The following is a 24505-nucleotide window of genomic DNA, read 5'->3' as shown; positions in this document are numbered from 1 at the left end:
GGATGTTCCTGCCCGTGAGCCGCCGCCAGGAGTGGCACGAGGTGACGCCGGACGGCACCTCCACCCTGGGCCATCACGTGGAGTCGACCGGCATCCCGCTGACCGAGGTGGGCCCGCTCACCGTGTCCGGCCGCCTGGTGCCCGTCTCCTACCAGCTCGCGCCCGGGGACGTGGCGGAGGTCGCGGCCATGCCCCGCCCTCAGCCGCTGCCCGGGGACGCCCGTTTCCTGCTGGACGTGCATCTCGGCACCCTGGCCCGCCGCCTGCGCCTGCTCGGCCTCGACGCCGCCTACCACAACGACATGGACGACCCGGCGCTCGTGGCGCAGGCCAACGCGGAGCACCGGGTGCTGCTCACCCAGGACCGGGGCCTGCTGCGCCGCCGCGCGCTGTGGCTCGGCGCGTACGTCCGCGGCTCGGACCCCGCCGACCAGTTGCGCGACCTCCTCGGCCGCTTCTCGCCGCCCCTGCGCCCGTGGTCGCGCTGCACGGCCTGCAACGGCGAGCTGGACCCGGTCGACAAGGGGGAGGTCGCCCCGATGCTGGAGTCGGGCACGCGGCGCAGCTACGACGCCTACGGCCGCTGCCGCGACTGCGGCCAGGTCTACTGGCGGGGCGCCCACAGCGGCCGGCTGGAGGAGATCGTGCGCTCGGCCCTCTCCTGGGCCGGCGGCACGACGCCGGGTTGACGGCACGACGCCGGGTTGACGGCACGACGCCGGGTTGACGGCGGACTGATCGCCCGCTCCGGGTGGCCGGAGCTCCAGCGGCCTGATAAGGAAGGGCGGTGGAGTTCCGCATCATGGGGCCGCTGGAGGTCCGGGACGCCGACGGCGCCGACCGCACCCCGGCCGTGCCCAAGCACCGGGATCTGCTGGCGATGTTCCTGCTCAACGCCGGCCGGCCGCTCACCGCGGAGCGGCTGCGGAGGCTGCTGTGGCCGCGCGAAGGCGGCGAGCGCTCCGACTCGCTGATCCGCGGGTACGTCGGGCAGCTGCGCAAGCTCATCGGCCAGGACACGATCGCGACCGTCTCCGGCGCGTACGTGCTGCACCTCGGCGACGGCCGGCTCGACGTGGACCGGTTCCGGCTGCTCGTGGGCGAGGGCGCGTACGAGGAGGCTCTGGGCCTGTGGCGCGGCGAGGCGCTGGAGGACCTGGACCCCGACGGCGAGCGGTGGGTGGAGACGCGGCGGCTGCGCGAGGAGCTGGAGGAGCTGCGGCTGCTGGCCCTGGAGCGGCGGGTCCAGGCCGACCTGGACGCCGGGCGGCACCGCGAGCTGCTGGCGGAGCTGCGTCAGCTCACCAAGCGGCATCCGCTGTGGCAGCGCTTCCGCGGCCAGTACATGCTGGCGCTCTACCGGAGCGGGCGGCGGGTGGACGCGCTGGCCGCGTACGCGGTGCTGCGCGACCGGCTGGACGGCGGGCACGCGATCGAGCCGGACCCCGACCTGCAGCTCCTCTACCACCGCATGCTGCACGACGACGTGTCGCTGCACGTGTCGGCCGGCCCGCCGGTGCTGCTGCCGCCCGACGTGGCCGACTTCACGGGTCGCGAGGACCTGCTGGGCGAGGTGGTCGGCGGGCTGGTGGTGGTGCACGGGCAGGCCGGGGCGGGCAAGTCGGCGCTGGCCGTGCACGCGGCCTGGCGGGCCCGCGAGCGTTTCGGCGACGGCATCCTCTACGCCGACCTGCGCGAGACCACGGCCCCGGCCGCCGTCCTGGAGGACTTCCTGCGCTGGCTCGGCTGTCCCGCCCAGGCCATCCCGGCCGGGCTGGAGCAGCGCGAGCGGCTGTTCCGCGCCTACACGGCCAGCCGTGAGCTTCTCGTGCTGCTGGACAACGCGACCGGCGAGGCGCAGGTCCGGCCGCTGCTGAGCGCCTGCCCGACGGTGGTGACCAGCCGCTCCCCGCTCGGCGGGCTGCCGGGCGCGCGGCGGCTGCCGGTCGGCGTCCTGGACGACGGGGCGGCGCTGGAGCTGCTGGCCAGGAGCTCGGGCCGGGCCGCGGACGACGGCTTACGCGACCTGGCCCGCTTCTGCGGCGGCCTGCCGATCGCGCTGCGCATCGCGGGCTCGCGCCTCGCGGCCCGCCCGGAGTGGACCGTCGGCTACCTGGTCCGCCTGCTGGAGGACGAGCACGAGCGGCTGGACCGGCTGCACGTCGGCGACCTGGCGGTGCGCAGCGTGTTCGCGATCGGGTTCGACGGGCTGCCGGAGGCGGCCAGGCTGACGCTGCGGGGCCTCGGCGCGCTGTCGGCCCCCGACTTCGCCGACTGGCTGACCGAGCTGCTGGGCGGCCAGGCCGAGGCGCTGGTGGACGCGGGGCTGCTGGAGACGCACGGCGTGGACGTGGCGGGCCAGGTCCGCTACCGGCTGCACGACCTGACCCGGCTGTTCGCCCGCGAGCAGCCGGTGCCGGGGGTGCTGCCGAAGCTCGCGGAGGTGGTGCTGGAGCGGGTCCGCGCCTCGCGCTTCTCCCTGGTGTCCGGCGATCCCGCGACGACCGTGGCGACCCGCGACATCCGGGAGTCGGTGGAGTGGCTGGCGGCCGAGCGGGGGTTCCTGGTGAGCCTGGTGGCCGACCTGCACGCGGCCGGCCTGGACGAGCCGTGCTGGCGGCTCGCGCACCTGCTGGCGCCCTATCTGGAGCGGCAGCGCTTCCTGGACGACTGGCGGGCCGTCACGTCCCTCGCTCTGGTGTCGGCGCGGCGCTCCGGCGACGGTGAGGGGCTCGTCCTGCTGGACCTGGGCGAGCTGCACCTGGCCGAGCGGGACTGGGCGCGGGCGGAGGAAATGCTGATCGCGGCGCTGGCGAAGCTGGCGGGACAGCCCAGGGAGAGCGCCCGCGCCACGCGCCGGCTCGGCCGCGTCCACCTGGAGCTGGGCCGGCTGGAGGAGGCCGAGCGGACGCTGCTGGCGTGCCTGGCGCGGGCGGAGAACCAGCGCGACGCGGCCGACGCCGAGCAGGCGCTCGGCATGGTGCTGCGCCGCGCGGGACGCCTGGACGAGGCCGCCGACCGGCTGACCACCGCCGTGGGCCGGCTGGCCGTGCTGGGCGACCGGCACCGGCAGGCCGACACCCTGCTGGAGCTGTCGGCGGCGCGACTGGCGCAGGGGCGCAAACCGGACGCCCGCACCGCCGCCGAGCAGGCGAGAAGCCTCGCGGTACGCCTCGGCGACCAGCTCCTCGACGCCCAGGCCCTGCTGACCCTCGCCCAGGTGGGCCGGGCGGAGGGCGCGGCCGGGCGGGCGGGCGAGCTGGCCAGGGCGGCGCTGGAGATCTTCGACCGGACGGGCGACCTCCGGGGCGCCGCGAACGCCCGCAGCCTGCTCGCCCTCCTCGGCCGCCCCTCCGCCTGAGCCCCCGCACCGCCGGCAGCCCGTGGGTCGTCCTACACGGCCAGCAGCCTGCGTACGTCGTCGCGCCGCAGCTCCTCGGAGTCCCCCGTCCTGACGACCCGCCCGGCGTCGAGGATGAGGAACCGGTCGGCGAGCCGCAGCGCGATGTCCAGGTACTGCTCGACGAGCAGCACCGCCAGCCCGGCGGCGTGCAGCCGCTCGATGGCCGCCTCGATCTCCAGGATGATCGACGGCTGGATGCCCTCGGTCGGCTCGTCCAGGATGAGCATCCGGGGCCGGGTGACCAGGGCGCGGGCCATGGCGAGCTGCTGCTGCTGGCCGCCGGACAGGTGCCCGGCGCTCCGCCTGAGCATGGGCTTGAGCGCCGGGAACAGGTCCAGGGCCTCGTCCACGGCCTCCTTCGGCTGCTTGGCGGCCTCGACGGTGACCAGCAGGTTGCCGAGCACGGAGAGCTGGGGGAAGCACTGGTGGCCCTGGGGGACGTACCCCATGCCGAGCCTGACCCGCTCGTGCGGCTTCAGCCCGGTCACGTCGCGGCCGTCGAAGGTGACCGTGCCGGCCGTGGCGGGCAGCACGCCCATGACCGTGTTGAGCAGCGTCGTCTTGCCGACGCCGTTGCGGCCCATCACGCAGACGAGCCGGCCGGGCTCCACCTCCAGCGACACCCCGAACAGCACGCGCGCCCGTCCGTACCCCGACTCAAGACCGTTCACCGACAGCAGCATCGCTCGGCCTCCTCCCGAGATAGACCTCCTGCACCCGCGGGTCGGCGCTGACCTGCTCCACCGACCCCTCCACGAGCACCTTGCCCTCGTGCAGCACGGTCACGGTGGACGCGTGCCGCCGCAGGAACTCCATGTCGTGCTCGACCACGATCACCGTGTGGTCCGCGGCGATCTCGGTGAGCAGCCGGCCGGTGCGCTCGCGTTCGTCGCCGGACATGCCGGCCACCGGCTCGTCGAGCAGCAGCAGCCGGGGCCGCTGCGCCAGCAGCATCCCGATCTCCAGCCACTGGCGCTGGCCGTGCGAGAGAACGCCCGCTGAACGTTCGGCGAGCTCTTCGAGGCCGGTCCTGGCCAGGGCCTCGGCGACGGCGTCGGAGACGCCGCGCCGCCGCCGGGCGAGCGACCAGAGCGGGCGGCGGAAGCCGGCCGCCAGGTCGAGGTTCTCAAGGACGGTCAGCTCCTCGAACACCACCGAGGTCTGGAACGTGCGCCCGACGCCGAGCCGGACGATCTGGTGCTCCTTGCGGCCCACCAGGTCGTGGCCGGCGAAGCGCACGCTGCCCGCGACCGGCCGGGTCAGCCCGGTGACCACGTCGATCAGCGTGGTCTTGCCCGCGCCGTTCGGCCCGATGAGGAAGCGCAGCTCGCCTTCCGGGACGGTCAGGTCCACGCCGTCGAGCGCCCGGTAGCCGTCGAACTCCACCCGCACGTCACGCAGTTCGAGCACGGCGCACCCTCCCGAGGAGTCCGGCGATGCCCTTGGGCGCCAGGGTCATGACCAGGATGAACAGCGCGCCCTGAAGATAGAGCCAGCCGTCGGCGAACCGCTCGCTGAAGGCGGTCTTGGCGTAGCCCATGACGACCGCGCCCAGCACGGCCCCCGCCAGGGCGTGCCGCCCGCCGACCGCCACCGCGACCACCAGCTCCAGCGACGGCACGACGCCGAGCAGCGCGGGCGAGATGATGCCGACGACCGGCACGAACAGCGCGCCCGCCAGCCCCGCCATGCCGGCCGAGATCGCGAAGGTGACGGTCTTGACGAGGGCCGGGTCGTAGCCGAGGAAGCGCACCCGGTCCTCGCCGTCCCGCACCGCCACCAGGAGCCGGCCGAAGCGGCTGTTCACGAGCTGCCGGGTGGCCAGGTAGAGGACGCCGAGCACGCCCGCCGTCACCAGGTAGAGCCCGCGCTGCGTGGAGTCCTCGGCGAGGTCCTGGCCGAACAGCTCGAAGAAGTTCGTCATGCCGTTCGTGCCGCCGGTCAGCCCCTGCTGCCCGACCAGCAGGATGACGAGGGCGGCGGCCAGCGCCTGGGTGAGGATCGCGAAGTACGCCCCCCGCACCCGCTGCCGGAACACCAGCGTGCCGAGGACCACCGCGAGCGCCACCGGCGCGAGCACGGCCATCGCGAGCGCGAGGACCGGGCTGGCGAACGGCGCCCACAGCGCCGGCAGCTCCTCCACGCCGCTCCACACCATGAAGTCCGGCAGCCCGCCGGGCCCGGCCTCGGTGAGCTTGAGGTACATCGCCATCGCGTAGCCGCCGAGCCCGAAGAAGACGCCCTGGCCGAGGGTGAGCATGCCGCCCTTGCCCCACGCCAGCCCGATGCCGAGCGCGACGATCGCGTAGCACAGGTACTTCGCCAGCAGGCCCAGCCGGAACGGCTCCAGCAGCAGCGGCGCGGCGACCAGCGCCACCGCGGCGACGACGGCGAACGGCACGTTGCGCCGGATCAGGTCCCTCATGTGAGCACCCGCGACCTGAGCACGAACATCCCCTGCGGGCGCACCTGGAGGAACGCGATGATCACGGCGAACACGATCACCTTCGCCAGCGAGGCGTCCGACCAGAACTCGGCGTAGGAGTTGAGCAGGCCGAGCCCGGCCGCCGCGAGCACCGCCCCTCGGAGCTGCCCGAGCCCGCCCGCGACCACGACGAGGAAGGCGTCCACGATGTAGTACGTGCCGAGCCCCGGCCCGACCGGCCCGATGAGGGTGAGCGCCACCCCGGCCACCCCGGCCAGCCCCGAGCCGATGAAGAACGTCTGCATGTCCACCCGCCCGGTGTCGATCCCGCTGGTCGCGGCCAGCCGCCGGTTCTGCACCACCGCCTGCGTGCGCCGGCCGAGCGCGGTGCGGTTGAGGTAGAGCCAGACCGCGACCACGCCGGCGACGGCCAGCGCCATGATGAACAGCCGGTTGTAGGGCAGGATGCCCACGCCCCCGGCCAGCCAGGAGGGCGCGGGCACCTGCACGTTCGGCGCGCCGAACAGGTCGCGGGCGAGCTGCTGCAGCACCAGGCTGACGCCCCAGGTGAGCAGCAGCGTGTCCAGCGGCCGGCCGTAGAAGTGGCGGACGGCCGCGCGCTCCAGGATCAGCCCCATGATCCCGGCGACGAGGAACGCCGCCGGGAGCGCGAGCACAAGGTCGCCGATCAGGAACGCGGTGTACGCGCCCGCCATGATGAACTCTCCGTGCGCCATGTTGATCACGCCCATCTGGCCGAACGTGAACGTCAGCCCGAGCGCGACCAGCAGCAGCACCGCCCCGATGGACAGCCCGATGGGAAGCTGGTTGACGACGGCCGTCATCAGGAGGCCGCCAGCCCGGCCGCCCACGGGTAGGCCTTCAGGTACGGGTCAGGCTTGATCGGCTCGCCGGAGTCCCACACCTGCTTGATCAGCCCGTCGGGCTGGATGATGCCGATGCGGGCGGTCTTGTACGTGTGCTGGTTGTCGCCGTCGATGGTGACCTTGCCTTCGGGGCGGTCCAGGGAGATGCTGGGCGCGGCCTTCCTCACCGCCTCGACCTCGGTGGTGCCGGCCTTCCTGACGGCCTCTGCCCACAGGTAGACGGCGTTGTAGCCGGCCTCCATGGGGTCGGAGGTGACCTTGGCGGCGCCGTACTTGGCCTTGTACGCCTTGACGAACGCCTCGTTGGCCGGGGTCTCGGTGGTCTGGTAGTAGTTCCAGGCGACCGGGTGGCCGGCGATGTTGTCCACGCCGATGCCGGTGACCTCCTCCTCGGCGACGCTGACCGACAGCACGGGCATCGTCTCCGCGGTCACGCCGGCGCTCTTGAGCTGCTTGAAGAAGGCGACGTTGCTGTCTCCGTTGAGGGTGTTGAACACCACGTCCGGCCTGGCCTGGACGACCTTGTTGACGAGGGTCGAGTACTCGGTGTGGCCGAGCGGGGTGTACTCCTCGCCGAGGATCTCCATGCCGTTGGCGGCCGCGTACGCCTTGATGATCTTGTTGGCGGTGCGCGGGAAGACGTAGTCGCTGCCGACCAGGAAGATCTTCTTCTTGCCCTGCTCCTTCAGGTAGTCGAGGCCGGGGATGATCTGCTGGTTGGTGGTGGCGCCGGTGTAGAAGATGTACGGCGAGCTCTCCAGGCCCTCGTACTGCACCGGATACCAGAGCAGCGCCTTGTAGCGCTCGAAGACCGGGAGCATGGCCTTGCGGCTGGCGGAGGTCCAGCCGCCGAAGACGGTGGCGACCTTGTCCTGCCTGATGAGCTTGGTGGCCTTCTCGGCGAAGGTGGGCCAGTCGGAGGCCCCGTCCTCGACCACGGGGACGAGCTTCTTTCCGAGCACCCCGCCCGCCCGGTTGATCTCGTCGACGGCCAGCAGTTCGGCGTCGCGTACGGTGACCTCGCTGATCGCCATCGTGCCGCTGAGCGAGTGGAGGAGGCCGACCTTGATCTCCTGGGGCTCCGCGGCCGGCTGGGCGTCGGATCCGCAGGCCGCCAAGGCCAGGACGAGGGCGGCTGAGACAATCGGGCGGGAGATGCGCACGGCGGTTCCTTCCTGCCGACGGTTCTGCGAGAAAGGTGACCCCGGCGCGTTTCGCGCGTGGATCCCGGGCGTTAATACGCCTTTGCCGCATCTTCACAAATGCACATGTCCCGTCATGTACGCCTTCGCCGCAGCGCGAAACAGACACGACATCCCCCGGCAACGGCGGCGAAACCCCCGGTTCCTAGGGTCCGGCCATGCGGCTTACCCCACACGAGCAGGAACGGCTGCTCATCCACGTCGCCGCCGGGGTGGCGCGCGAGCGCCAGGCCAGGGGCCTGCGGCTCAACCACCCCGAGGCCACCGCCGTCATCGCCTCGTTCCTCATGGAGGGCGCCAGGGACGGGCGCACCGTGGCCGAGCTCATGGAGACCGGCCGCGCCGTGCTGACCCGCGCCGACGTCATGGAGGGCGTGCCGGAGATGCTGGAGAGCGTGCAGATCGAGGCCACGTTCCCCGACGGCACCAAGCTCGTGACCGTGCACAGGCCGATCCCGTGATCCCCGGCGAGTACGCGCACCCCGACGGCTCCCACCCGCTCAACCCCGGGCGCCCACGGGTGACGCTGCGCGTGGTCAACACGGCCGACCGGCCGGTCCAGGTGGGCTCGCACTACCACTTCGCCGCCGTCAACCCGGGGCTGGAGTTCGACAGGAAGGCGGCGTGGGGGATGCGGCTGGACGTGCCCGCGGGCACCGCGATCAGGTTCGAGCCCGGCGTCGAGCGCGACGTCACGCTCGTGCCGCTGGCCGGCGACCGGATCGTCCCCGGGCTGCGGCCGGAGTGGGCGGGGCCGCTCGATGGCTGACCTCTCCCGGGCCCGCTACGCCGCCCTCTACGGCCCCACCACCGGCGACCGCGTCCGGCTGGCCGACACCGACCTGTTCATCGAGGTCACCGAGGACCTGTCGATGGGCCCCGCGGGCGCCGGCGACGAGGCCGTGTTCGGCGGCGGCAAGGTCATCCGCGAGTCCATGGGGCAGGCCCGCGCCACCCGCGCCGAGGGCGCCATGGACCTCGTCATCACCGGCGCGGTCATCCTCGACCACTGGGGCGTGGTCAAGGCCGACGTCGGCATCCGCGACGGCCGGATCCACGGCCTCGGCAAGGCCGGCAACCCCGACACCATGGACGGCATCGACCTCGTCATCGGCCCGTCCACCGAGATCCTGTCCGGCAACGGCAAGATCCTGACCGCCGGGGCCGTCGACTCGCACGTCCACCTGATCTGCCCGCAGCTCCTCGGCGAGGCCATCGGGTCCGGCGTCACCACGGTCGTCGGCGGCGGCACCGGCCCCGTGGACGGCACCAAGGCCACCACCGTGACCGGCGCCTGGTACCTCGGCCGCATGCTGGAGTCGCTCGACGCCTACCCGCTGAACTTCGCGCTGCTCGGCAAGGGCAACACCGTCAGCGGCGAGGGCCTGATGGAGCAGGTGCGGGCCGGAGCCTCGGGCTTCAAGCTGCACGAGGACTGGGGCACCACCCCGGCCGCCATCGACGCCTGCCTGAGGGTGGCCGACGCGACCGGCGTGCAGGTGACGATCCACACCGACACGCTGAACGAGGCCGGCTTCGTCGAGTCCACGCTCGACGCCATCGGCGACCGCGTGATCCACGCCTACCACACCGAGGGCGCGGGCGGCGGCCACGCCCCCGACATCATCCGCGTCGCCGCCTACCCCAACGTGCTGCCCTCCTCCACCAACCCCACCCGGCCGCACACCGTCAACACGCTCGACGAGCACCTCGACATGCTGATGGTCTGCCACCATCTCAACCCGTCGATCCCCGAGGACCTCGCCTTCGCCGAGTCGCGCATCCGGCCCACCACGATGGCCGCCGAGGACGTGCTGCACGACATGGGCGCGATCTCGATGATCGGCTCCGACTCGCAGGCCATGGGCCGCATCGGCGAGACCGTCATCCGCACCTGGCAGACCGCGCACGTCATGAAGGCCCGCCGCGGCGCGCTCGGCGACGGCCCCGCCGACAACCTGCGGGCCCGCCGCTACGTCGCCAAATACACCATCTGCCCGGCCGTCGCCCACGGCCTCGACGGCGAGGTCGGCTCCGTCGAACGCGGCAAGCTCGCCGACCTCGTCCTGTGGGACCCGGCGTTCTTCGGCGTCAAGCCGGACCTCGTGCTCAAGGGCGGCGTGGTCGCCTGGGCGCAGATGGGCGACGCCAACGCCTCCATCCCGACGCCGCAGCCGGTGCTGCCGCGGCCCATGTTCGGCGCCTCGCCGGTCACCGCCGCGGCCACCTCGCTGCACTTCGTGGCGCCGGCGGCACTGGAGTCGGGGCTCGCCGACCGGCTCGACGTGCGGCGGCGGCTCGCGCCGGTCGCCGACGTACGCCGGCGTGGCAAGGCCGCCATGCCGCTCAACGACGCCCTGCCCAGGATCGAGGTGGCGGCCGACACGTTCGAGGTGCGCGTCGACGGCGAGCTGATCGAGCCCGCCCCGGCCGTACGCCTGCCCATGGCACAGCGGTACTTCCTGTTCTGATGACGCCATGCTGAGCCCGGGTCTGCTGATGCTCGCCGACTCCCGCCTGCCGGCGGGCGGCCACGCGCACTCCGGCGGCGCCGAGCGGGCGATCGCGTCGGGGGCGGTGCACGACGTGCCGTCGCTGGAGCGGTTCCTGCGGGGCCGCCTGCGCACGGCGGGCGCGCTCGCCGCCGCCCTCGCCGCCGCCGCGTGCGCCGCGGCCGTGGACGAGCGTCCCGCGTGGGAGCTGCTGGACGAGGAGGCCGACGCCCGCACCGCCTCCCCCGCCCAGCGCGCGGCGTCCCGCACCCAGGGCCGCCTGCTGCTGCGGGTCGCCCGCCGGGTGTGGCCGGCCGAGGCGCTGGAGGAGCTGGCGCGGCGGACGCCGAGCCCGCACCATCCGGTCGCGCTCGGCGTGGCCGCGCACGCCGCCGGGGCCACGGCAGGGGAGGCGGCGCTGGCGGCGGCGTACCACGCGGTCAGCGGCCCGGCCACGGCGGCGGTCCGGCTGCTCGGACTGGACCCGGTCGCCGTGCACGCCCTGCTCGCCGGCCTCGGCCCCGACCTCGCGGCGGTGGCCGAGCGCTCCCGCCCGCCCGGCTCCCGTTCGCCCGGCTCCTGGGCGGAGTTGCCCGCGTGCTCGGCCCCGGCCCTGGACCTGCTGGCCGAGCAGCACGCCAGGGCCGAGGTCCGGCTGTTCGTCTCCTAGGAAGGACCCTCCCATGGGCGCCCGTCACGACGACCATCACCACGCTCCCGACGGCCACGGCCGGGCGCTGCGCCTCGGCGTGGGCGGCCCCGTGGGCAGCGGCAAGACGGCCCTGGTGGCCGCGCTGTGCCGTACGCTCGGGCCCGCCATGTCCCTGGGCGTGGTGACCAACGACATCTACACCACCGAGGACGCCGACTTCCTGCGCCGGGCGGGCGTGCTCGACCCCGAGCGCATCCTCGCCGTCGAGACCGGCTGCTGCCCGCACACCGCCATCCGCGACGACATCGCGGCCAACCTCGACGCCGTCGAGACGCTGGAGGACCGGTTCGGGCCGCTCGACCTCGTCATCGTGGAGAGCGGCGGCGACAACCTCACCGCCACCTTCAGCCGCGGGCTCGCCGACCGGCAGATCTTCGTCCTGGACGTGTCGGGCGGCGACAAGGTGCCGCGCAAGGGCGGGCCCGGCGTCACCACCGCCGACCTGCTGGTGATCAACAAGACGGACCTGGCGCCGATGGTGGGCGCCGACCTCGGCGTGATGGATCGCGACGCCGCCGCCGTACGCGGCGACCGCCCGGTCCTGTTCACCTCGATCCGCGAACAGCCCTCGGCCACGGCGGTCGCGACCTGGGTGAACGACCAGGTCACCGCCTGGTCCCACACCCACGCGACCCCAGCCCCCTGATGCCCGCCACGCGGCCCTGTGCGCCGTCCGGGGAAGGCGCGCCTGGGCCCTGGGCCGGGATGCGGGCGGCGGCGGCTCTGGCGACGGCTCTCGGGCCGGACGGGCGGACGGTGCTGCGGCGGGTGGCCTCGGCGCCGCCGTTGACGCTGCGCCAGACCGGCCCGCACACCGTGCACCTGGTCTCGACGGCGGCCGGGCCGCTCGGCGGTGACCGCCTGTGGCTGGACCTGGACGTCGCTCCCCGTACGACGCTGGAGCTGGCGTCGGTGGCGAGCACGCTGGTCCTGCCCGGCACCGGCGAGTCGGAGCTGCTGGTCACCGCCCGGGTCGGCGCGGGCGCGCGGCTCCGGTTCGTCCCGGAGCCGACGGTGCTCGCCGCCGGCTGCGCGCACCGGCTGGTCGTCCGCCTGGAGCTGGAGCCGGAGGCGAGCGTGCTGTGGCGCGAGGAGATCGTGCTCGGCCGGCACGGCGAACGGCCCGGCCGCTGCCGCACCCGCTTCGACGCCACGCTCGCCGGCCGCCCGCTGCTGCGGCAGGAGCTCACGCTCGGCGACCCCGGCCTCGACGCCTCCCCTGCGGTGCTGGACGGGGCGCGCTGCCTCGGCACCACGTTCCTCACCGCCACCGCGAAGGAGCCACTGGTGTCCGACGGGCTCGCGGTGCTGCCGCTGGCGGCGTCCGGCACGGTGGTGTCGGCCCTCGCCGCGGACGCCGTGGAGCTGCGCTCCCGCCTGGAACGCGGCGAGCGCGCGGCGTCCGGAGACGCGGAGGGGGCGGCGATGCCAGGAGATGGTGAGCGGGGAGAGTCGGGCGACCCGGAGCGGGCGATGTCCGGAGATGGTGACGACACTGTCGCAGGCCGTGGCCGTGGCGCGCGGCCCGGCATACCCTGATCGTGTGGCCGAAGACCTGCAGCTCGCCCGCCGCCCCGGCCGCGGTTACCCGCTGGCCGTGGCCGCCGTCGCGGCGCTCCTCGTGTTCTGTGCGATCCTGCCCTGGGCCGGTGTCGAGGCCAGGATCGGCCTGCTCGGCGCCGGGGTCTCCGGCGACGTGCGCGGCATCGACGACGGGCTCGGCGTCTCCACGCTGCTGGCCGGGCTGGTGGCGCTCGCCTGCGGGCTGGCCGGGCTGCTGGCCCATCCGCGTCTCGCCGCCCTGGCCGTGCTGCCCGGCGGGGTGGCGGTGGCCGCCACCCTGATGTTCCAGCTCCAGGGGGACGGCCTGCGGGACCGCGTCTCGGTGGACCTCGGCCTGCTGTCGGTCACGCCGGTGATCAGGGCCGGCTGGTTCGCCACGCTGGCCTGCGCGCTCGCGCTCGTCGTGCTCGGGGTGCTGGCGCTGGTCAGGAGGGCCAGGCCCGGCGCTCAGTCGTAGAAGCCGAGGCGGCGCAGCTGCTTGGGGTCGCGCTGCCAGTCCTTGGCCACGCTGATGCGCAGGTCGAGGTAGACGCGGGTGCCGAGCAGCGCCTCGATCTGCTTGCGGGCCTTGGTGCCCACGTCGCGCAGCCGCTCACCCTTGTGCCCGATGACGATGGCCTTCTGCGAGGGCCGTTCGACGAACATGTGGGCGTAGATGTCGAGCAGGTCGTCGCGCCCCTCGCGGGGCAGCATCTCGTCGACGACCACGGCGATGGAGTGCGGCAGCTCGTCGCGCACGCCCTCCAGCGCCGCCTCCCTGATCAGCTCGCCGACCAGCACCTGCTCGGGCTCGTCGGTGAGGGTGCCGTCCTCGTAGAGGGGCGGCGACTCCGGCAGGTGCTTGATCAGCACGTCGCCGACGACGTCGAGCTGCTCGCCGGACTGCGCCGAGACCGGCACCACGTCGGCGAACTCCGCGATCTGCGACACCGCGAGCAGCTGCTCGGCGATCTGGTCGCGCGAGGCCAGGTCGCACTTGGTGACCACGGCCACGACCGGCGTCTTCTTCACCGCCGACAGCTTGTCGGCGATGAACCGGTCGCCCTTGCCGATCGGCTCGTTGGCCGGCACGCAGAAGCCGATCACGTCCACCTCGGTCAGCGTGGACAGCACCAGGCTGTCCAGCCGCTCGCCGAGCAGCGTGCGCGGGCGGTGCAGGCCGGGGGTGTCCACGATCACGAGCTGGGCGTCGGGACGGTGCACGATGCCCCTGATGGCGCGCCGGGTGGTCTGGGGCTTGGACGAGGTGATCGCCACCTTCGCGCCGACCAGGGCGTTCATCAGCGTGGACTTGCCGACGTTCGGCCTGCCCACGAAGCAGGCGAATCCGGCGCGATGGCTGTCTGGCGAAGTCACCCCTGCATTCTGTCCTATCGGCGGGCGTGTTCACGCCACCAGGCGAACGCCTCGGGCGCCACCAGCGGCATCCAGGCGCTGGTGACGAGTCCGGCCAGCTCCTCCTCGCGCACCCAGCGGCACCCGGTGATCTCGTCGCCGTCGGGCTCGGGCTCGCCCGAGACGATCACGCAGGCGTAGCCGGCGTTGACGTAGCCGACCTGGTGGCCGTTGGGGTAGTGGACGCGGAACTCGGGGCCGCCGTAGACGCCGATCAGGCCGCGTACCTCGATCTCGACGCCCAGCTCCTCGCGCAGCTCGCGCGCCACGGCGGCCTGGGGGCGTTCGTCGGGGTCGACGCCGCCGCCGGGCGCCGCCCACACGCCCACGTCGCCGTGCCGGGCCACCAGCAGCCGTCCGGCCGCGTCGAAGACGAACCCGGTCACCGCGGGCAGCATGAGCAGCTCGCCGCCCACCTTCTCGCGCAGCCTGGCGAGGAACGGGGACATCGGCATGTCAGCTCCGCAGCGTGCCGTCGGGGCCGGCCACGAGCAGCGACGGCACGCCCAGCTCGGCGGCCACGGCCCGGTCGCCGTCGCCCGGCTCGCCCTCGCTCACGAGCGCGACCGCCTCCAGGGACCGCGCGCCGCTGGAGATCGCCATGCCCACCGCCACCTGGACGGCCGAGAGTGAGAGCGCGGCCAGCTTGACGTCGGTCGCCGCGTACGTGCGCCCGGTCTCGTCACGCACCGCGGCGCCCTCGGCCGAGCCGTTGCGCGCCCGCGCCGCCCGCGCCAAGGTGATGATCTTGCTGTCTTCAGGATCGAGAGTCACGCGCTCTAGATTAGGCGCCGGCCATCTCCATGGCCGCGTCGACCACCTGCCGGGTGCGTGCCGGGTCCACGTCGTTCATGCCCGTGTGCACCACCGACACGAGCGTGTCGCCCACCCGGGAGAAGACCACGTCCAGCGCGTACGGATACCCGTGCAGCCGTCCCTGCAGGCGCGCGCCGACGGCCTCGCGCCCGGCGGCCTCCGCGGGCAGCTCGCTCAGCCACAGGTCGGTCCCCGACGAGGTACGCACCTCCCGGCACGATCTGCGGGCCCTGTCCAGCGCGTCGAGGTGGGCGCCGGCCTCACCGCCGGCGTACCGGGCGAGTCCCACCCCGGCCTGTTCCCCCAGCCCGTCGCCCTGGTAGCTGACCGCGGCCTGCGCGGTGAGCGCCTGGCCGGGCGCGTGCCCGCCGGCCGGTTCCAGCAGCTCCCTGCAACTGCGCTGCGCCGGGCCGAACGGCATCCGCCACGCCTGGTCGGGCCGGGCGGTGAAGCCGTCGGGCAGGCTGGGCTCCTTGCGGAGCGCCTCGCGCAGCTGTGCCATCGCGCGCGGGTCGATGAAGCTCTCCCCGCCACCGCCGCCGCAGCCGGCCAGCGCGCCCGCGAGCACCGTGGTGAGCACTCCGGCGAGCAGGGCCGCGGCGACGGTCCCCTGTCTTCGTCTCATGATTCCCCCTGGCGCGGAAAATTCCCTGTCAGCTCCCATGGGGATCTCCGCGACGCGCAAAAAGGGTGTCCTCATCCGGTCTGCACCGGACGAGAACACCCTTTACGCCGATCAGCGTCTCAGCCGGCAGCCCGGCCGGGACGCTGTCGTCCCCCCTGGAGTCGTCCTCCCGCCGCGAACCCCACCCGGCGTTCGGACGTCTCCCCCTTGACACCCACCGCACTGGATGTCGTGCTTCAGAGAGTGCCGGAGGGTGCTTGCAGAAAACTTGTAGATCGCTTGCGAGCAGCCCTCGCCGCCCTACTCCTGCCCCGCCGCGCTCGCCGGGACGGACTCCTCGTCCGCCTCGTGGCGGGTCAGGCGGCGTACGACGACCGTGCTGATGCGGTTGCGCCGGCCGGCCAGTGTCTCCGCGGTCAGCGACAGCCCGGCCACCTCCGCGTGGGACCCCGCGATGGGCACCCGGCCGAGGGCGTGGGCCAGCAGGCCGCCGACGGTCTCCACGTCGTCGACCTCGATCTCGGTGTCGAACAGCTCGCCCAGCTCGTCGACCGGCATCCGGGCGGTGACCCGCAGGGCGCCGTCGGGGACCCGCTCCACGCGGGGGGCCTCCTGGTCGTACTCGTCGGTGATCTCGCCGACGATCTCCTCCAGGACGTCCTCGATGGTGACCAGGCCGGCGGTGCCGCCGTACTCGTCGATGACGATGGCGATGTGGATCTGCCGGGCCTGCATCTCGCGCATGAGCTGGTCGATGGGCTTGCTCTCCGGCACGTACGCGGCCGGCCGCATGATGGTCTCGACCGGCTCCTTGCCGCCGCCCTCGCCCGACTCGTGGATCTTGCGGGCGATGTCCTTGAGGTAGGCGATGCCGACGACGTCGTCCTCGTTCTCGCCCACGACCGGGATGCGGGAGAACCCGCTGCGCAGCGCCAGCGACAGCGCCTGGCTGATCGTCTTGCCGCGCTCGATGTAGACCATGTCGGTGCGGGGCACCATGACCTCGCGCACCAGCGTGTCGCCCAGCTCGAACACCGAGTGGATCATCTCGCGCTCGTCGGGCTCGATCACCCGGCGCTCCTCGGCCAGGTCGACCAGGTCGCGCAGCTCGGCCTCCGAGGTGAACGGGCCGTCGCGGAACCCCTTGCCGGGCGTGAGCGCGTTGCCGAGCAGGATGAGCAGCTTGGGCAGCGGGCCGAAGATGCGGGTGAGCCCGTAGACGACCGGCGCTCCGGCCAGCGCGACCGGCTCGGCGTGCTGGCGGCCCAGCGTGCGGGGCATGACCCCGACCACCACGTAGCTGATCACGATCATCACGACCGCGGCCCAGACGTACGCCCAGCCCTGGTCCTCCATGACGTCGATGAACAGCAGCGTGGCGATGACGGTGGCCACCAGCTCGCAGCTCAGCCGCAGCAGCAGGAGCAGGTTGAGATAGCGCGGCGGGTCGGTCACGATGGCCTGCAGCCGCCGCGCCCCCCGCCGGCCCTCGCGGACGAACTCCTCGGCCCGGACGCGGGAGATGCGCGTCAGCGCCGTCTCCTCACTGGCGATCAGGCCACCGATGATCACGAGGGCGATGGCCAGGAGCAACCAGGGCACGTTCACCGCGGGTTGCGCACCTCCTGCCATGACTCCAGGAGCTGGGACTGGAGCCCGAACATCTCCTTGTGCTCCTCCGGCTCCGCGTGGTCGTAGCCGAGGAGGTGGAGGATGCCGTGCGTGCACAGCAGCTCCAGCTCGTCGGCGGTGGCGTGGCCGGCCTCCTCGGCCTGCCGGGCGGCCACCTGCGGGCAGAGCACGACGTCGCCGAGGAGCGCCGGGTCGGCCGGGCTCTCGGAGTCGCCGCGCGCGCCTCCGCCGGGCCGCAGCTCGTCCATCGGGAAGGCGAGCACGTCGGTCGGGCCTGGCTCGCCCATCCACTTCTCGTGCAGCTCGGCCATGGCGTCCTCGTCGATCACGACGATGGACAGCTCGGCGAGCGGGTTGATGCCCATCTCGGCGAGCACGTGCGTGGCCAGCGCGACCAGGCTCTCCTCGTCGACGCCCACGCCGGACTCGTTGTTGATCTCGATGCTCATGGCCGGCGCTTCCCTCGCTGCTGGATGGCCTTGGGCTCCTGGGCGGCCTGCGAGGCGTCGTAGCGCCCGTAGGCGTCGACGATCTCGCTCACCAGCTTGTGGCGGACGACGTCGGCGCTGGACAGGCGGGCGAAGTGGATGTCGGGGATGCCGTCGAGGATCTCCTGGACCACCCGCAGCCCGCTGACCGTGCCCGAGGGCAGGTCGACCTGCGTGACGTCGCCGGTCACCACGATCTTGGAGTTGAAGCCCAGCCGGGTGAGGAACATCTTCATCTGCTCGGCCGAGGAGTTCTGGGCCTCGTCGAGGATGATGAAGGCGTCGTTGAGCGTCCTTCCGCGCATGTAGGCGAGCGGCGCGACCTCGATCGTCCCCGCGGCCATCAGCTTGGGGATGGAGTCGGGGTCGACCATGTCGTGCAGCGCGTCGTAGAGCGGGCGCAGGTAGGGGTCGATCTTCTCGTAGAGCGTGCCGGGCAGGAAGCCGAGCCGCTCGCCCGCCTCGACCGCCGGCCGGGTCAGGATGATGCGGTTGACCCGCTTCTCCTGCAGCGCCCGGACCGCCTTGGCCATCGCCAGGTAGGTTTTGCCGGTGCCGGCGGGGCCGATGCCGAAGACGACCGTGTGCTTGTCGATCGCGTCGACGTAGCGCTTCTGGTTGACGGTCTTGGGCCTGATCGTACGGCCGCGCGAGGACAGGATGTCGAGCGACAGCACCTCGGCGGGGCGGTCGGAGGTCATGCGCAACATCGCGATGCTGCGCTCGACCGCGTCGGGGGTGAGCTCGCCGCCGCTGCGGAGCACCTCGACCAGCTCCTCGAACAGGCGCACCACGGCGCCGCTCTCGTCCGGGCTGCCGGTGACGGTGATCTCGTTGCCCCGTACGTGGATGTCGGCCCTGAAGGCGCCCTCGATGACGCGAAGCAGCTCGTCGCGGGAGCCAAGGAGGCTGACCATCGGGTATTCGTCCGGAATCAGCACCTTGGCTTGTGTGCGCGAGGGAGGTGCCGTGCGTCGGGATTCATGTAGTTCGGACATGGGCAGGCCCGCGGCCTGATGCCTCCCGGTCTCTTGCGGAGTTCTTCTCCGACCATCGTATCCGGGGCCAGGCGGATTGCTCTCGTCAATATCACCGCACCGGCCCCTCGCGCCACCACAACGGTCTAACCGGGCGGCCAGGTGAGGTCGCGGCCACCCAGCACGTGGGCGTGCGTGTGGAAGACGGTCTGCCCGGCGGCGGGGCCGGTGTTGAAGACGACGCGGTAGCCGCTCTCGGCCACCTGGTCGAGCACGGCCACGGCGTGCGCGGTCTTCAGCACCTCGTCGGTCAGCCCGTCGTCGGCCTCGGCGAGCGCCGCCGCGTCGGCGTGGTGCTCCTTCGGGATCACCAGGACGTGGGTCGGGGCCTTGGGGTCGATGTCGCGGAACGCCAGTGTCCTGCCGGTTTCGTAGACGATCTCGGCGGGAATCTCCTTGGCGACGATTTTACAGAAGAGGCAGTCCTTCACAGCAGCACCATACCGACCCGCCTCCCGTTGGCCGGTCCGTTGCGAATCGGTAATCGGCGGTGTCGTGCGCGGGAAGATCAACGCGGTTAGGGTGGGTGTGCGACACTTCAACAAAACAGACGATTCAGGGTCGGGCGAGCGCCACCTGGCGAGGACACGACTGGGTAATGCACCCTAAGGAACCGGGGAAACCTCAAGAACCGGAAGAGCGTAAACCCTCTGGGAAGCCCGCGCGTCCCACTGATGTGACCACCGAAACCCTTCTGGCCGACAGGTCGATGGGGGCGGTGCCGGTCGAGTGGGATGCCGACATGGCTGTTACCGCGCTCTACAGCGCGCACTTTCGGTCATTGGTGCGTCTCGCTGTGTTGCTGGTGCGCGACATCGCGACCGCCGAGGAGGTCGTGCAGGACGCGTTCGTCGCCATTCACGGCGCCTGGCGCAGGCTGCGCGACCCCGACAAAGCACTCGCCTACCTCCGCCAGTCCGTCGTCAACCGCTCGCGTTCCGTGCTGCGCCACCGCGCGGTCGTCGAGAAGTACGCCCCCAAGGGCCTGCCCGACGCGCCGAGCGCCGAGAACGGCGCCATCGGTGAGCTGGAACGGTCCGCCGTCATCGAGGCGTTACGGGCCCTCCCGACCAGGCAGAGAGAAGCACTGGTTCTGCGGTATTACGGTGATCTGTCCGAAGCTGAGATCGCTCACGCCATGGGCATCAGCAAGGGCGCGGTCAAGAGCCACACCGCCCGTGGCATGGCCGCGTTGCGATCCGTCCTGGAGAAAATGTCATGACCCTGCCCCCCGACGAGCACGGCGACCTCCTCCGCCGTGCGCTCCGCGCGGAGGCGGACGCGGTCGTGCCCTCGCCGGACGGTCTGGAGATCATCCGTGCCCGGATCGAGCGGCGCGGCGTCCGCAACCTGTTCTGGTGGCGGGCCGGCGCGGCGGCCGCGAGCGCCGTCCTGGTGGCGGGCACGATCGTCCTGGCGGTGCCCGAACTGCGGTCCAAGGTGATCAACGAGAGCCCGATCACGGTGGTCGACCAGGAGACGACCGGCAGGGTGCCGTCCAACTCCTCCACCACCCGCTCCCAGCAGCCGCCCCCGCCTCCGGCCAGCCAGGACGACCCGGTCGTCGTCGTCCCTGCCGAGCCCACCTCTCCGACGCCGAGCAAGCCGCCCAGGACCGCCGGGTCCACGAGCCGGCCGTCGCCGACGCCGAGCGCGGAGGCCACCGCCTGCCCGTCCGTGGACACGACCCCGGACGACTGCCCGGCCGCCTCACCGTCACCGGCCCCCACGGAGGCCGACCCGACCGTTCAGCCCTCGACCTGCCCCACCGACCAGTGCCCGGCGGACGCCATCAGCGAGAGCCCCGCCGACATCGCCACCCCGCTCCTGGAGACCGGCGGCGCCACCACCACCCCGTAAGCCCTCGGGCGATCCACCACGCCGTACCCGCTGTCGGCGGGCGGTCCACCACCACACCGTGCCGCTGTCGCCTGGCGGCTCTCCACCACGCCGTGCCGCTGTCGCCTGGCGGCTCTCCACCACACCGTGCCCGCCGTCGCCTGGCGGCTCACCACCGGCCCGTGCGCGTGAGCAGCACGGCCGCCGCGGCCACCCCCGCCGTGGACGTGCGCAGCACCGTCGGCCCGAGCAGCACCGGCACCGCTCCCGCGGCCCTGAACCGGTCGAGCTCCTCGCCCGAGACGCCGCCCTCGGGCCCGACGACCACCACGATGTCGCCCTCGACCGGCAGCGCCACCTTCGACAGCGGCTCGGCCGCCTCCTCGTGCAGCACCAGCCCCAGCGCCGCGCCGGACAGCAGCTCCGCCACCCGCGCGGTGGTGGCCGGCTCGCTCACCTCGGGCAGGTGGAAGCGGCGGGACTGCTTGCCCGCCTCGCGCGCGGTCGCACGCCAGCGGCCGAGCCCCTTCGCGACCTTGTCGCCCTTCCACTGGGCGATGCTGCGCGAGGCCGGCCAGGGGACGACGACGTCCACCCCGGCCTCGGTCATCATCTCGACGGCCAGCTCGCCCCTGTCGCCCTTGGGCAGCCCCTGCACGACGACCAGCCGTGGCCGCGGCGCCGGCACCTCGTAGCGGCGCAGCACGTCCAGCCCGAGCGCGTCCTTGGCCACCTCGCGCACCACGCACTCGGCGACCCGGCCGGCGCCGTCGGTGAGGTCCACCCGCTCGCCGGCCCGCAGGCGGCGCACCGCGGCGGCGTGGCGTCCCTCGGGACCGTCGAGCGTCAGCCCCGGACCGTCGCCCAGCTCCTGGGCGATGAACACCGGAACGCTCACGTCACCTGCCGTTGAACGCGTCGCGCAGCCGCGAGAAGAAGCCCTGCTGCCCCGGCGCGAACTTGCCCGGCGGGCGCTCCTCGCCCCGCAGCCTGGCCAGCTCGCGCAGCAGGTCCTCCTGCTGGGTGTCGAGCTTCGAAGGGGTCTCGACGTTGACGTGGATGAGCAGGTCGCCCCGGCCGGACTCGTTGAGGCGCTGCACGCCCCGCCCGAACATGGTGATGACCTGGCCGGACTGCGTGCCGGGCCGGACGTCGACCTCCTCGGTGCCGTCGAGCGTCTCGACCGCGAGGACGGTGCCGAGCGCGGCGGCCGTCATCGGGAGCTGGACGGTGCAGTGGAGGTCGTCGCCGCGCCGTTCGAAGATCTCGTGGGCCCGCTCGACGATCTCCAGGAACAGGTCTCCGGGCGGGCCGCCGCCGGGACCGACCTCGCCCTCTCCGGCGAGCTGGATGTGGGTGCCGTCCTCGACGCCCGCGGGGATGCGGACCTTGATGGTGCGGCGGGTGCGCACCCGGCCGTCGCCGGAGCACTCCTGGCAGGGGTGGCGGATGATGGTGCCGAAGCCGCCGCACTGCGGGCACGGCCGCGAGGTCATGACCTGGCCCAGGAACGAGCGGGTGACCTGGGAGATCTCGCCACGCCCGCTGCACATGTCGCAGGTGTCGGGGTGGGTGCCGGGCGAGGCGCCGGCGCCGTGGCAGACCTCGCACACCACGGCGGTGTCGACGACCAGCTCGCGGGTGGTGCCGAACGCCGTCTCGCGCAGGTCGAGCTCGACCCTGATGGTGGCGTTGCGGCCACGCCGGGCGCGCGAGCGCGGGCCGCGGGCGCCGGCGGCGGTGCCGAAGAAGGCGTCCATGATGTCGCTGAACGGGAAGCCCGCGCCGAAGCCCCCGGCGCCCGCTCCCGCGCCGGCGAAGGTGGAGTCGCCCCCCAGGTCGTACATCTGGCGCTTGTTGGGGTCGGACAGCACCTCGTAGGCCTGCGTGATCTCCTTGAACCGCTCCTGGGTGTCAGGATCGGGGTTCACGTCGGGGTGCAACTCGCGGGCGAGCCGGCGGTATGCCTTCTTGATCTCGTCCTGACTCGCGTCACGCCGCACCCCGAGGGTGGCGTAGTAGTCGCTGTTTGCCACTTATCGACCTCTTATGATGCAGCCAGGATCTGGCTGACGTAGCGAGCCACCGCGCGCACGGCGCCCATCGTCACGGGATAGTCCATCCTGGTGGGACCCAGCACACCGAGCCGGGCCAGTTGGTTGTCGCCAAGACCGTATCCGGTTGCGACCACGGATGTGCCCTGGAGGTAGGGGTTTTCCGAGCCGATCCGTACGGTGAGCGCGGACGGGGTGTCGGGGGAGGTCTCGCCGAGCAGCCGCATGAGCACGACCTGCTCCTCCAGCGCCTCCAGCACGTCGCGGAGGCCGATGGAGAAGTCGGCTCCGGCGAGGTTGGCCGCGCCCGCGAAAACGATCTTCTCGTCGTACCGCTCCACCAGGGTTTCCAGCAGCACGGACAGGATCGTGGCGGCGGCCGGGCGGTCCTCGGCGGGCAGCCGCTCCGGCAGGTCGGCGACCAGCTCGGGAACGCTGCTGAGCTGGCAGCCGTCGAGGCCGGAGTTGAGCACCGCGCGCAGGTGCGCGATGCGGGTGTCCTCCAGCGCCTCGGGCAGCTCGACGACGCGCTGCTCGACGCGGCCGGTGTTGGTGATGAGCACCAGCATGACGCGGCGCTCGCTCAGTGGCACCAGCTCGACGTGCCGGACGGTCGAACGGGTGAGCGTGGGGTATTGCACGACGGCCACCTGCCGGGTGAGCTGCGCGAGCAGCCGCACCGTGCGCATGACCACGTCGTCCAGGTCCACCGCGCCGGCCAGGAACGTCTCGATCGCCCGGCGTTCGGCGCCCGACAACGGCTTGATCTGCGAGAGCCGGTCGACGAACAGGCGGTAGCCCTTGTCCGTCGGCACCCGCCCCGCGCTCGTGTGCGGCTGGGTGATGTAGCCCTCCTCCTCCAGCGCGGCCATGTCGTTCCTGACCGTCGCCGGGGAGACCTTCAGATTGTGGCGCTCGGCCAGCGCCTTGGAGCCCACCGGTTCGTTGGTGGACACGTAGTCCTCGACAATGGCGCGGAGCACCGCCAGCTTCCGATCGTCGAGCACGTGCTCACCTCCTGCCTCTGCCCGTAGGGAAAACGCGGTGCCTAGCACTCTGTGTTCCCGAGTGCCAAGTGTACGGCTCCCGCCCACAGGGTGCGATGACACCGGCTCCCATCCTCTTGCTAGCGTCTTACAAGCGACAGGCTTCACACTTGCCGACATGTCGGACAATGCACAGCCCCCGTACGGGCCACCGCCCGGACAGGGTCCGTACCAGCCTCAGCCTCTCCCGCCTCAGCCCGGATACGGCCCGCAGCCCGGATACAGTGGCCAGCCCGGTTTCGGCGCACCTTCGCAGCCGTACGGCCCGCCGCCTCAGTACGGACAATACGGCCAACAACCACACTTCCCACCACGAATCGATTCCAAAGCCATCAAACCCAGGTTGTGGTGGGTCGGCGGCGCCTGGATCGTGGCCGTGCTCTGCGGCGTCGTCGGCATCGTGCTCTTCGTGAACGGCGTCGTCGGCGGCGTGAGCGACCTCGCGCCCACCAAGACGTTCGCCTCGGGCGAGAGCGTCACCGTCGCGGTCGACCCGGCCGACAAGCCCGCCGTCTACGTCTCCGCAGGCGGGCCGGTCAACTACACGTGCCAGATCGCCGGCGGCTCCGGCCAGGCCAAGCTGGCCAGGACCAGCGGCTCGCAGACCGTCACGGTCAACGGCGTCGTGTGGGAGCAGATCCTCGTGGTCAACGCCCCCGCCACGGGCGACTACCAGCTCACCTGCAGCAACGAGGAGTCGGCCACGGTCAGGTACGGCATCGGCAAGCCGCTGTCGTCCGCCGCCGGCGGAGTGGTCGGCGGGGTCGTCGCGCTGCTCGCGATCCCCGGCGCGGGCATCCTGCTCGCGATCATCGTCACCGTCGTCGTCCTGGTACGCCGCTCCTCGGCGCGCAAGCGTCTCGCGGCGGCCGGGTGATTTGCTACGGTC

At 72.6% G+C, this 24505-nt stretch carries 28 protein-coding genes; 12 read left to right on the top strand and 16 right to left on the bottom strand.

Annotated elements, in window-relative coordinates; all coding sequences use genetic code 11:
* Window positions 1-2: 2 nt before the first annotated feature.
* Both Nocox_RS10865 and Nocox_RS43665 read left to right on the top strand, forming a co-directional pair.
* Window positions 3-689, top strand: a complete 687-nt coding sequence (locus tag Nocox_RS10865; RefSeq protein ID WP_246649850.1) for a Mut7-C ubiquitin/RNAse domain-containing protein — start codon at window positions 3-5, stop codon at window positions 687-689.
* A gap of 98 nt (window positions 690-787) precedes the next feature.
* Window positions 788-3361, top strand: coding sequence for an AfsR/SARP family transcriptional regulator (locus Nocox_RS43665; protein ID WP_020541856.1), 2574 nt, complete (start codon window positions 788-790; stop codon window positions 3359-3361).
* Window positions 3362-3393: 32 nt separating this feature from the next.
* On the opposite strand, the gene urtE is transcribed toward Nocox_RS43665, so the two are convergent.
* From urtE to urtA, 5 genes are read right to left on the bottom strand one after another with little or no spacing between them, the layout of a single operon-like run.
* A complete protein-coding gene (gene urtE, locus Nocox_RS10855) occupies window positions 3394-4086 on the bottom strand; it encodes an urea ABC transporter ATP-binding subunit UrtE (RefSeq protein ID WP_033408410.1) in 693 nt (230 codons plus the stop codon).
* A complete protein-coding gene (urtD, locus tag Nocox_RS10850) occupies window positions 4061-4813 on the bottom strand; it encodes an urea ABC transporter ATP-binding protein UrtD (protein ID WP_020541854.1) in 753 nt (250 codons plus the stop codon). Before urtD ends, urtE begins: the two co-directional genes overlap by 26 nt.
* Window positions 4797-5828, bottom strand: coding sequence for an urea ABC transporter permease subunit UrtC (gene urtC, locus Nocox_RS10845; RefSeq protein WP_020541853.1), 1032 nt, complete (start codon window positions 5826-5828; stop codon window positions 4797-4799). Before urtC ends, urtD begins: the two co-directional genes overlap by 17 nt.
* Window positions 5825-6673: an urea ABC transporter permease subunit UrtB gene (urtB, locus tag Nocox_RS10840; protein ID WP_026214056.1), complete on the bottom strand. Its 849-nt coding sequence runs from the start codon at window positions 6671-6673 to the stop codon at window positions 5825-5827. Before urtB ends, urtC begins: the two co-directional genes overlap by 4 nt.
* Window positions 6673-7878, bottom strand: coding sequence for an urea ABC transporter substrate-binding protein (gene urtA / locus Nocox_RS10835; RefSeq protein ID WP_020541851.1), 1206 nt, complete (start codon window positions 7876-7878; stop codon window positions 6673-6675). The genes urtB and urtA overlap by 1 nt, the downstream gene beginning before the upstream one ends.
* Before the next feature lie 197 nt (window positions 7879-8075).
* Here urtA and Nocox_RS10830 point away from each other — a divergent pair, with 197 nt between their 5' ends.
* The 7 genes from Nocox_RS10830 to Nocox_RS10800 are packed head-to-tail and all read left to right on the top strand — an operon-like array spanning window position 8076 to window position 13141.
* Window positions 8076-8378 carry an urease subunit gamma gene (locus Nocox_RS10830; protein ID WP_020541850.1) on the top strand — a complete coding sequence of 101 codons (303 nt, stop codon included), beginning with the start codon at window positions 8076-8078 and terminating at the stop codon, window positions 8376-8378.
* Complete coding sequence (locus Nocox_RS10825; RefSeq protein WP_020541849.1) at window positions 8375-8686, top strand: urease subunit beta; 312 nt, start codon at window positions 8375-8377, stop codon at window positions 8684-8686. Before Nocox_RS10830 ends, Nocox_RS10825 begins: the two co-directional genes overlap by 4 nt.
* Window positions 8679-10388, top strand: a complete 1710-nt coding sequence (locus Nocox_RS10820; RefSeq protein WP_020541848.1) for an urease subunit alpha — start codon at window positions 8679-8681, stop codon at window positions 10386-10388. Before Nocox_RS10825 ends, Nocox_RS10820 begins: the two co-directional genes overlap by 8 nt.
* A gap of 7 nt (window positions 10389-10395) precedes the next feature.
* Complete coding sequence (locus Nocox_RS10815) at window positions 10396-11079, top strand: urease accessory protein UreF (RefSeq protein WP_020541847.1); 684 nt, start codon at window positions 10396-10398, stop codon at window positions 11077-11079.
* Window positions 11080-11092: 13 nt separating this feature from the next.
* Window positions 11093-11767, top strand: a complete 675-nt coding sequence (gene ureG / locus Nocox_RS10810) for an urease accessory protein UreG (RefSeq protein WP_020541846.1) — start codon at window positions 11093-11095, stop codon at window positions 11765-11767.
* A 59-nt stretch (window positions 11768-11826) separates the two neighbouring features.
* Window positions 11827-12660, top strand: coding sequence for an urease accessory protein UreD (locus tag Nocox_RS10805; protein ID WP_020541845.1), 834 nt, complete (start codon window positions 11827-11829; stop codon window positions 12658-12660).
* A 4-nt stretch (window positions 12661-12664) separates the two neighbouring features.
* Window positions 12665-13141: a hypothetical protein gene (locus Nocox_RS10800; RefSeq protein WP_020541844.1), complete on the top strand. Its 477-nt coding sequence runs from the start codon at window positions 12665-12667 to the stop codon at window positions 13139-13141.
* Here the strand turns inward: Nocox_RS10800 and era are convergent.
* The 8 genes from era to Nocox_RS10760 form a co-directional block, all read right to left on the bottom strand.
* Window positions 13132-14040, bottom strand: coding sequence for a GTPase Era (gene era / locus Nocox_RS10795; protein ID WP_246649767.1), 909 nt, complete (start codon window positions 14038-14040; stop codon window positions 13132-13134). The two genes, Nocox_RS10800 and era, sit on opposite strands and share 10 nt — an antisense overlap.
* Before the next feature lie 14 nt (window positions 14041-14054).
* Window positions 14055-14534: an NUDIX domain-containing protein gene (locus tag Nocox_RS10790; RefSeq protein WP_020541842.1), complete on the bottom strand. Its 480-nt coding sequence runs from the start codon at window positions 14532-14534 to the stop codon at window positions 14055-14057.
* A 1-nt stretch (window position 14535) separates the two neighbouring features.
* Window positions 14536-14853 (bottom strand): cytidine/deoxycytidylate deaminase family protein, encoded by a 318-nt coding sequence (locus Nocox_RS10785; protein ID WP_020541841.1) that lies wholly within the window; start codon window positions 14851-14853, stop codon window positions 14536-14538.
* Window positions 14854-14863: 10 nt separating this feature from the next.
* Window positions 14864-15520 carry a hypothetical protein gene (locus Nocox_RS10780; protein ID WP_157382897.1) on the bottom strand — a complete coding sequence of 219 codons (657 nt, stop codon included), beginning with the start codon at window positions 15518-15520 and terminating at the stop codon, window positions 14864-14866.
* A gap of 300 nt (window positions 15521-15820) precedes the next feature.
* Window positions 15821-17152, bottom strand: coding sequence for a hemolysin family protein (locus Nocox_RS10775; RefSeq protein WP_033408407.1), 1332 nt, complete (start codon window positions 17150-17152; stop codon window positions 15821-15823).
* Window positions 17125-17601 carry an rRNA maturation RNase YbeY gene (gene ybeY / locus Nocox_RS10770; protein WP_020541838.1) on the bottom strand — a complete coding sequence of 159 codons (477 nt, stop codon included), beginning with the start codon at window positions 17599-17601 and terminating at the stop codon, window positions 17125-17127. Before ybeY ends, Nocox_RS10775 begins: the two co-directional genes overlap by 28 nt.
* The gene (locus Nocox_RS10765; protein WP_026214054.1) at window positions 17598-18638 is read right to left on the bottom strand and encodes a PhoH family protein; all 1041 of its coding nucleotides are present in this window, start codon (window positions 18636-18638) and stop codon (window positions 17598-17600) included. The genes ybeY and Nocox_RS10765 overlap by 4 nt, the downstream gene beginning before the upstream one ends.
* A gap of 125 nt (window positions 18639-18763) precedes the next feature.
* Window positions 18764-19108 (bottom strand): histidine triad nucleotide-binding protein, encoded by a 345-nt coding sequence (locus Nocox_RS10760; RefSeq protein ID WP_020541836.1) that lies wholly within the window; start codon window positions 19106-19108, stop codon window positions 18764-18766.
* Window positions 19109-19386: 278 nt separating this feature from the next.
* On the opposite strand from Nocox_RS10760, the gene Nocox_RS10755 reads away from it, so the two are divergent.
* On the top strand, window positions 19387-19899 hold the full coding sequence (locus Nocox_RS10755) for a SigE family RNA polymerase sigma factor (protein WP_033408433.1): 513 nt from the start codon (window positions 19387-19389) through the stop codon (window positions 19897-19899).
* Entirely contained in the window at window positions 19896-20537 is a 642-nt protein-coding gene (locus Nocox_RS10750) for a hypothetical protein (RefSeq protein WP_020541834.1), read from the top strand. The genes Nocox_RS10755 and Nocox_RS10750 overlap by 4 nt, the downstream gene beginning before the upstream one ends.
* Window positions 20538-20685: 148 nt before the next feature.
* On the opposite strand, the gene Nocox_RS10745 is transcribed toward Nocox_RS10750, so the two are convergent.
* From Nocox_RS10745 to hrcA, 3 genes are read right to left on the bottom strand one after another with little or no spacing between them, the layout of a single operon-like run.
* On the bottom strand, window positions 20686-21414 hold the full coding sequence (locus Nocox_RS10745; protein ID WP_026214053.1) for a 16S rRNA (uracil(1498)-N(3))-methyltransferase: 729 nt from the start codon (window positions 21412-21414) through the stop codon (window positions 20686-20688).
* Window position 21415: 1 nt separating this feature from the next.
* Entirely contained in the window at window positions 21416-22552 is a 1137-nt protein-coding gene (dnaJ, locus tag Nocox_RS10740; protein ID WP_020541832.1) for a molecular chaperone DnaJ, read from the bottom strand.
* 11 nt (window positions 22553-22563) lie between these two features.
* On the bottom strand, window positions 22564-23577 hold the full coding sequence (gene hrcA, locus Nocox_RS10735) for a heat-inducible transcriptional repressor HrcA (protein ID WP_020541831.1): 1014 nt from the start codon (window positions 23575-23577) through the stop codon (window positions 22564-22566).
* Between the two features lie 382 nt (window positions 23578-23959).
* On the opposite strand from hrcA, the gene Nocox_RS10730 reads away from it, so the two are divergent.
* A complete protein-coding gene (locus tag Nocox_RS10730) occupies window positions 23960-24493 on the top strand; it encodes a hypothetical protein (RefSeq protein ID WP_020541830.1) in 534 nt (177 codons plus the stop codon).
* Window positions 24494-24505: the final 12 nt, after the last annotated feature.

Source organism: Nonomuraea coxensis DSM 45129, from assembly GCF_019397265.1.
In the GTDB taxonomy this organism is placed as follows: domain Bacteria; phylum Actinomycetota; class Actinomycetes; order Streptosporangiales; family Streptosporangiaceae; genus Nonomuraea; species Nonomuraea coxensis.
The sequence above is the reverse complement of the archived record's forward strand: the minus strand, read 5'-3'. Positions and strand labels throughout refer to the sequence as shown.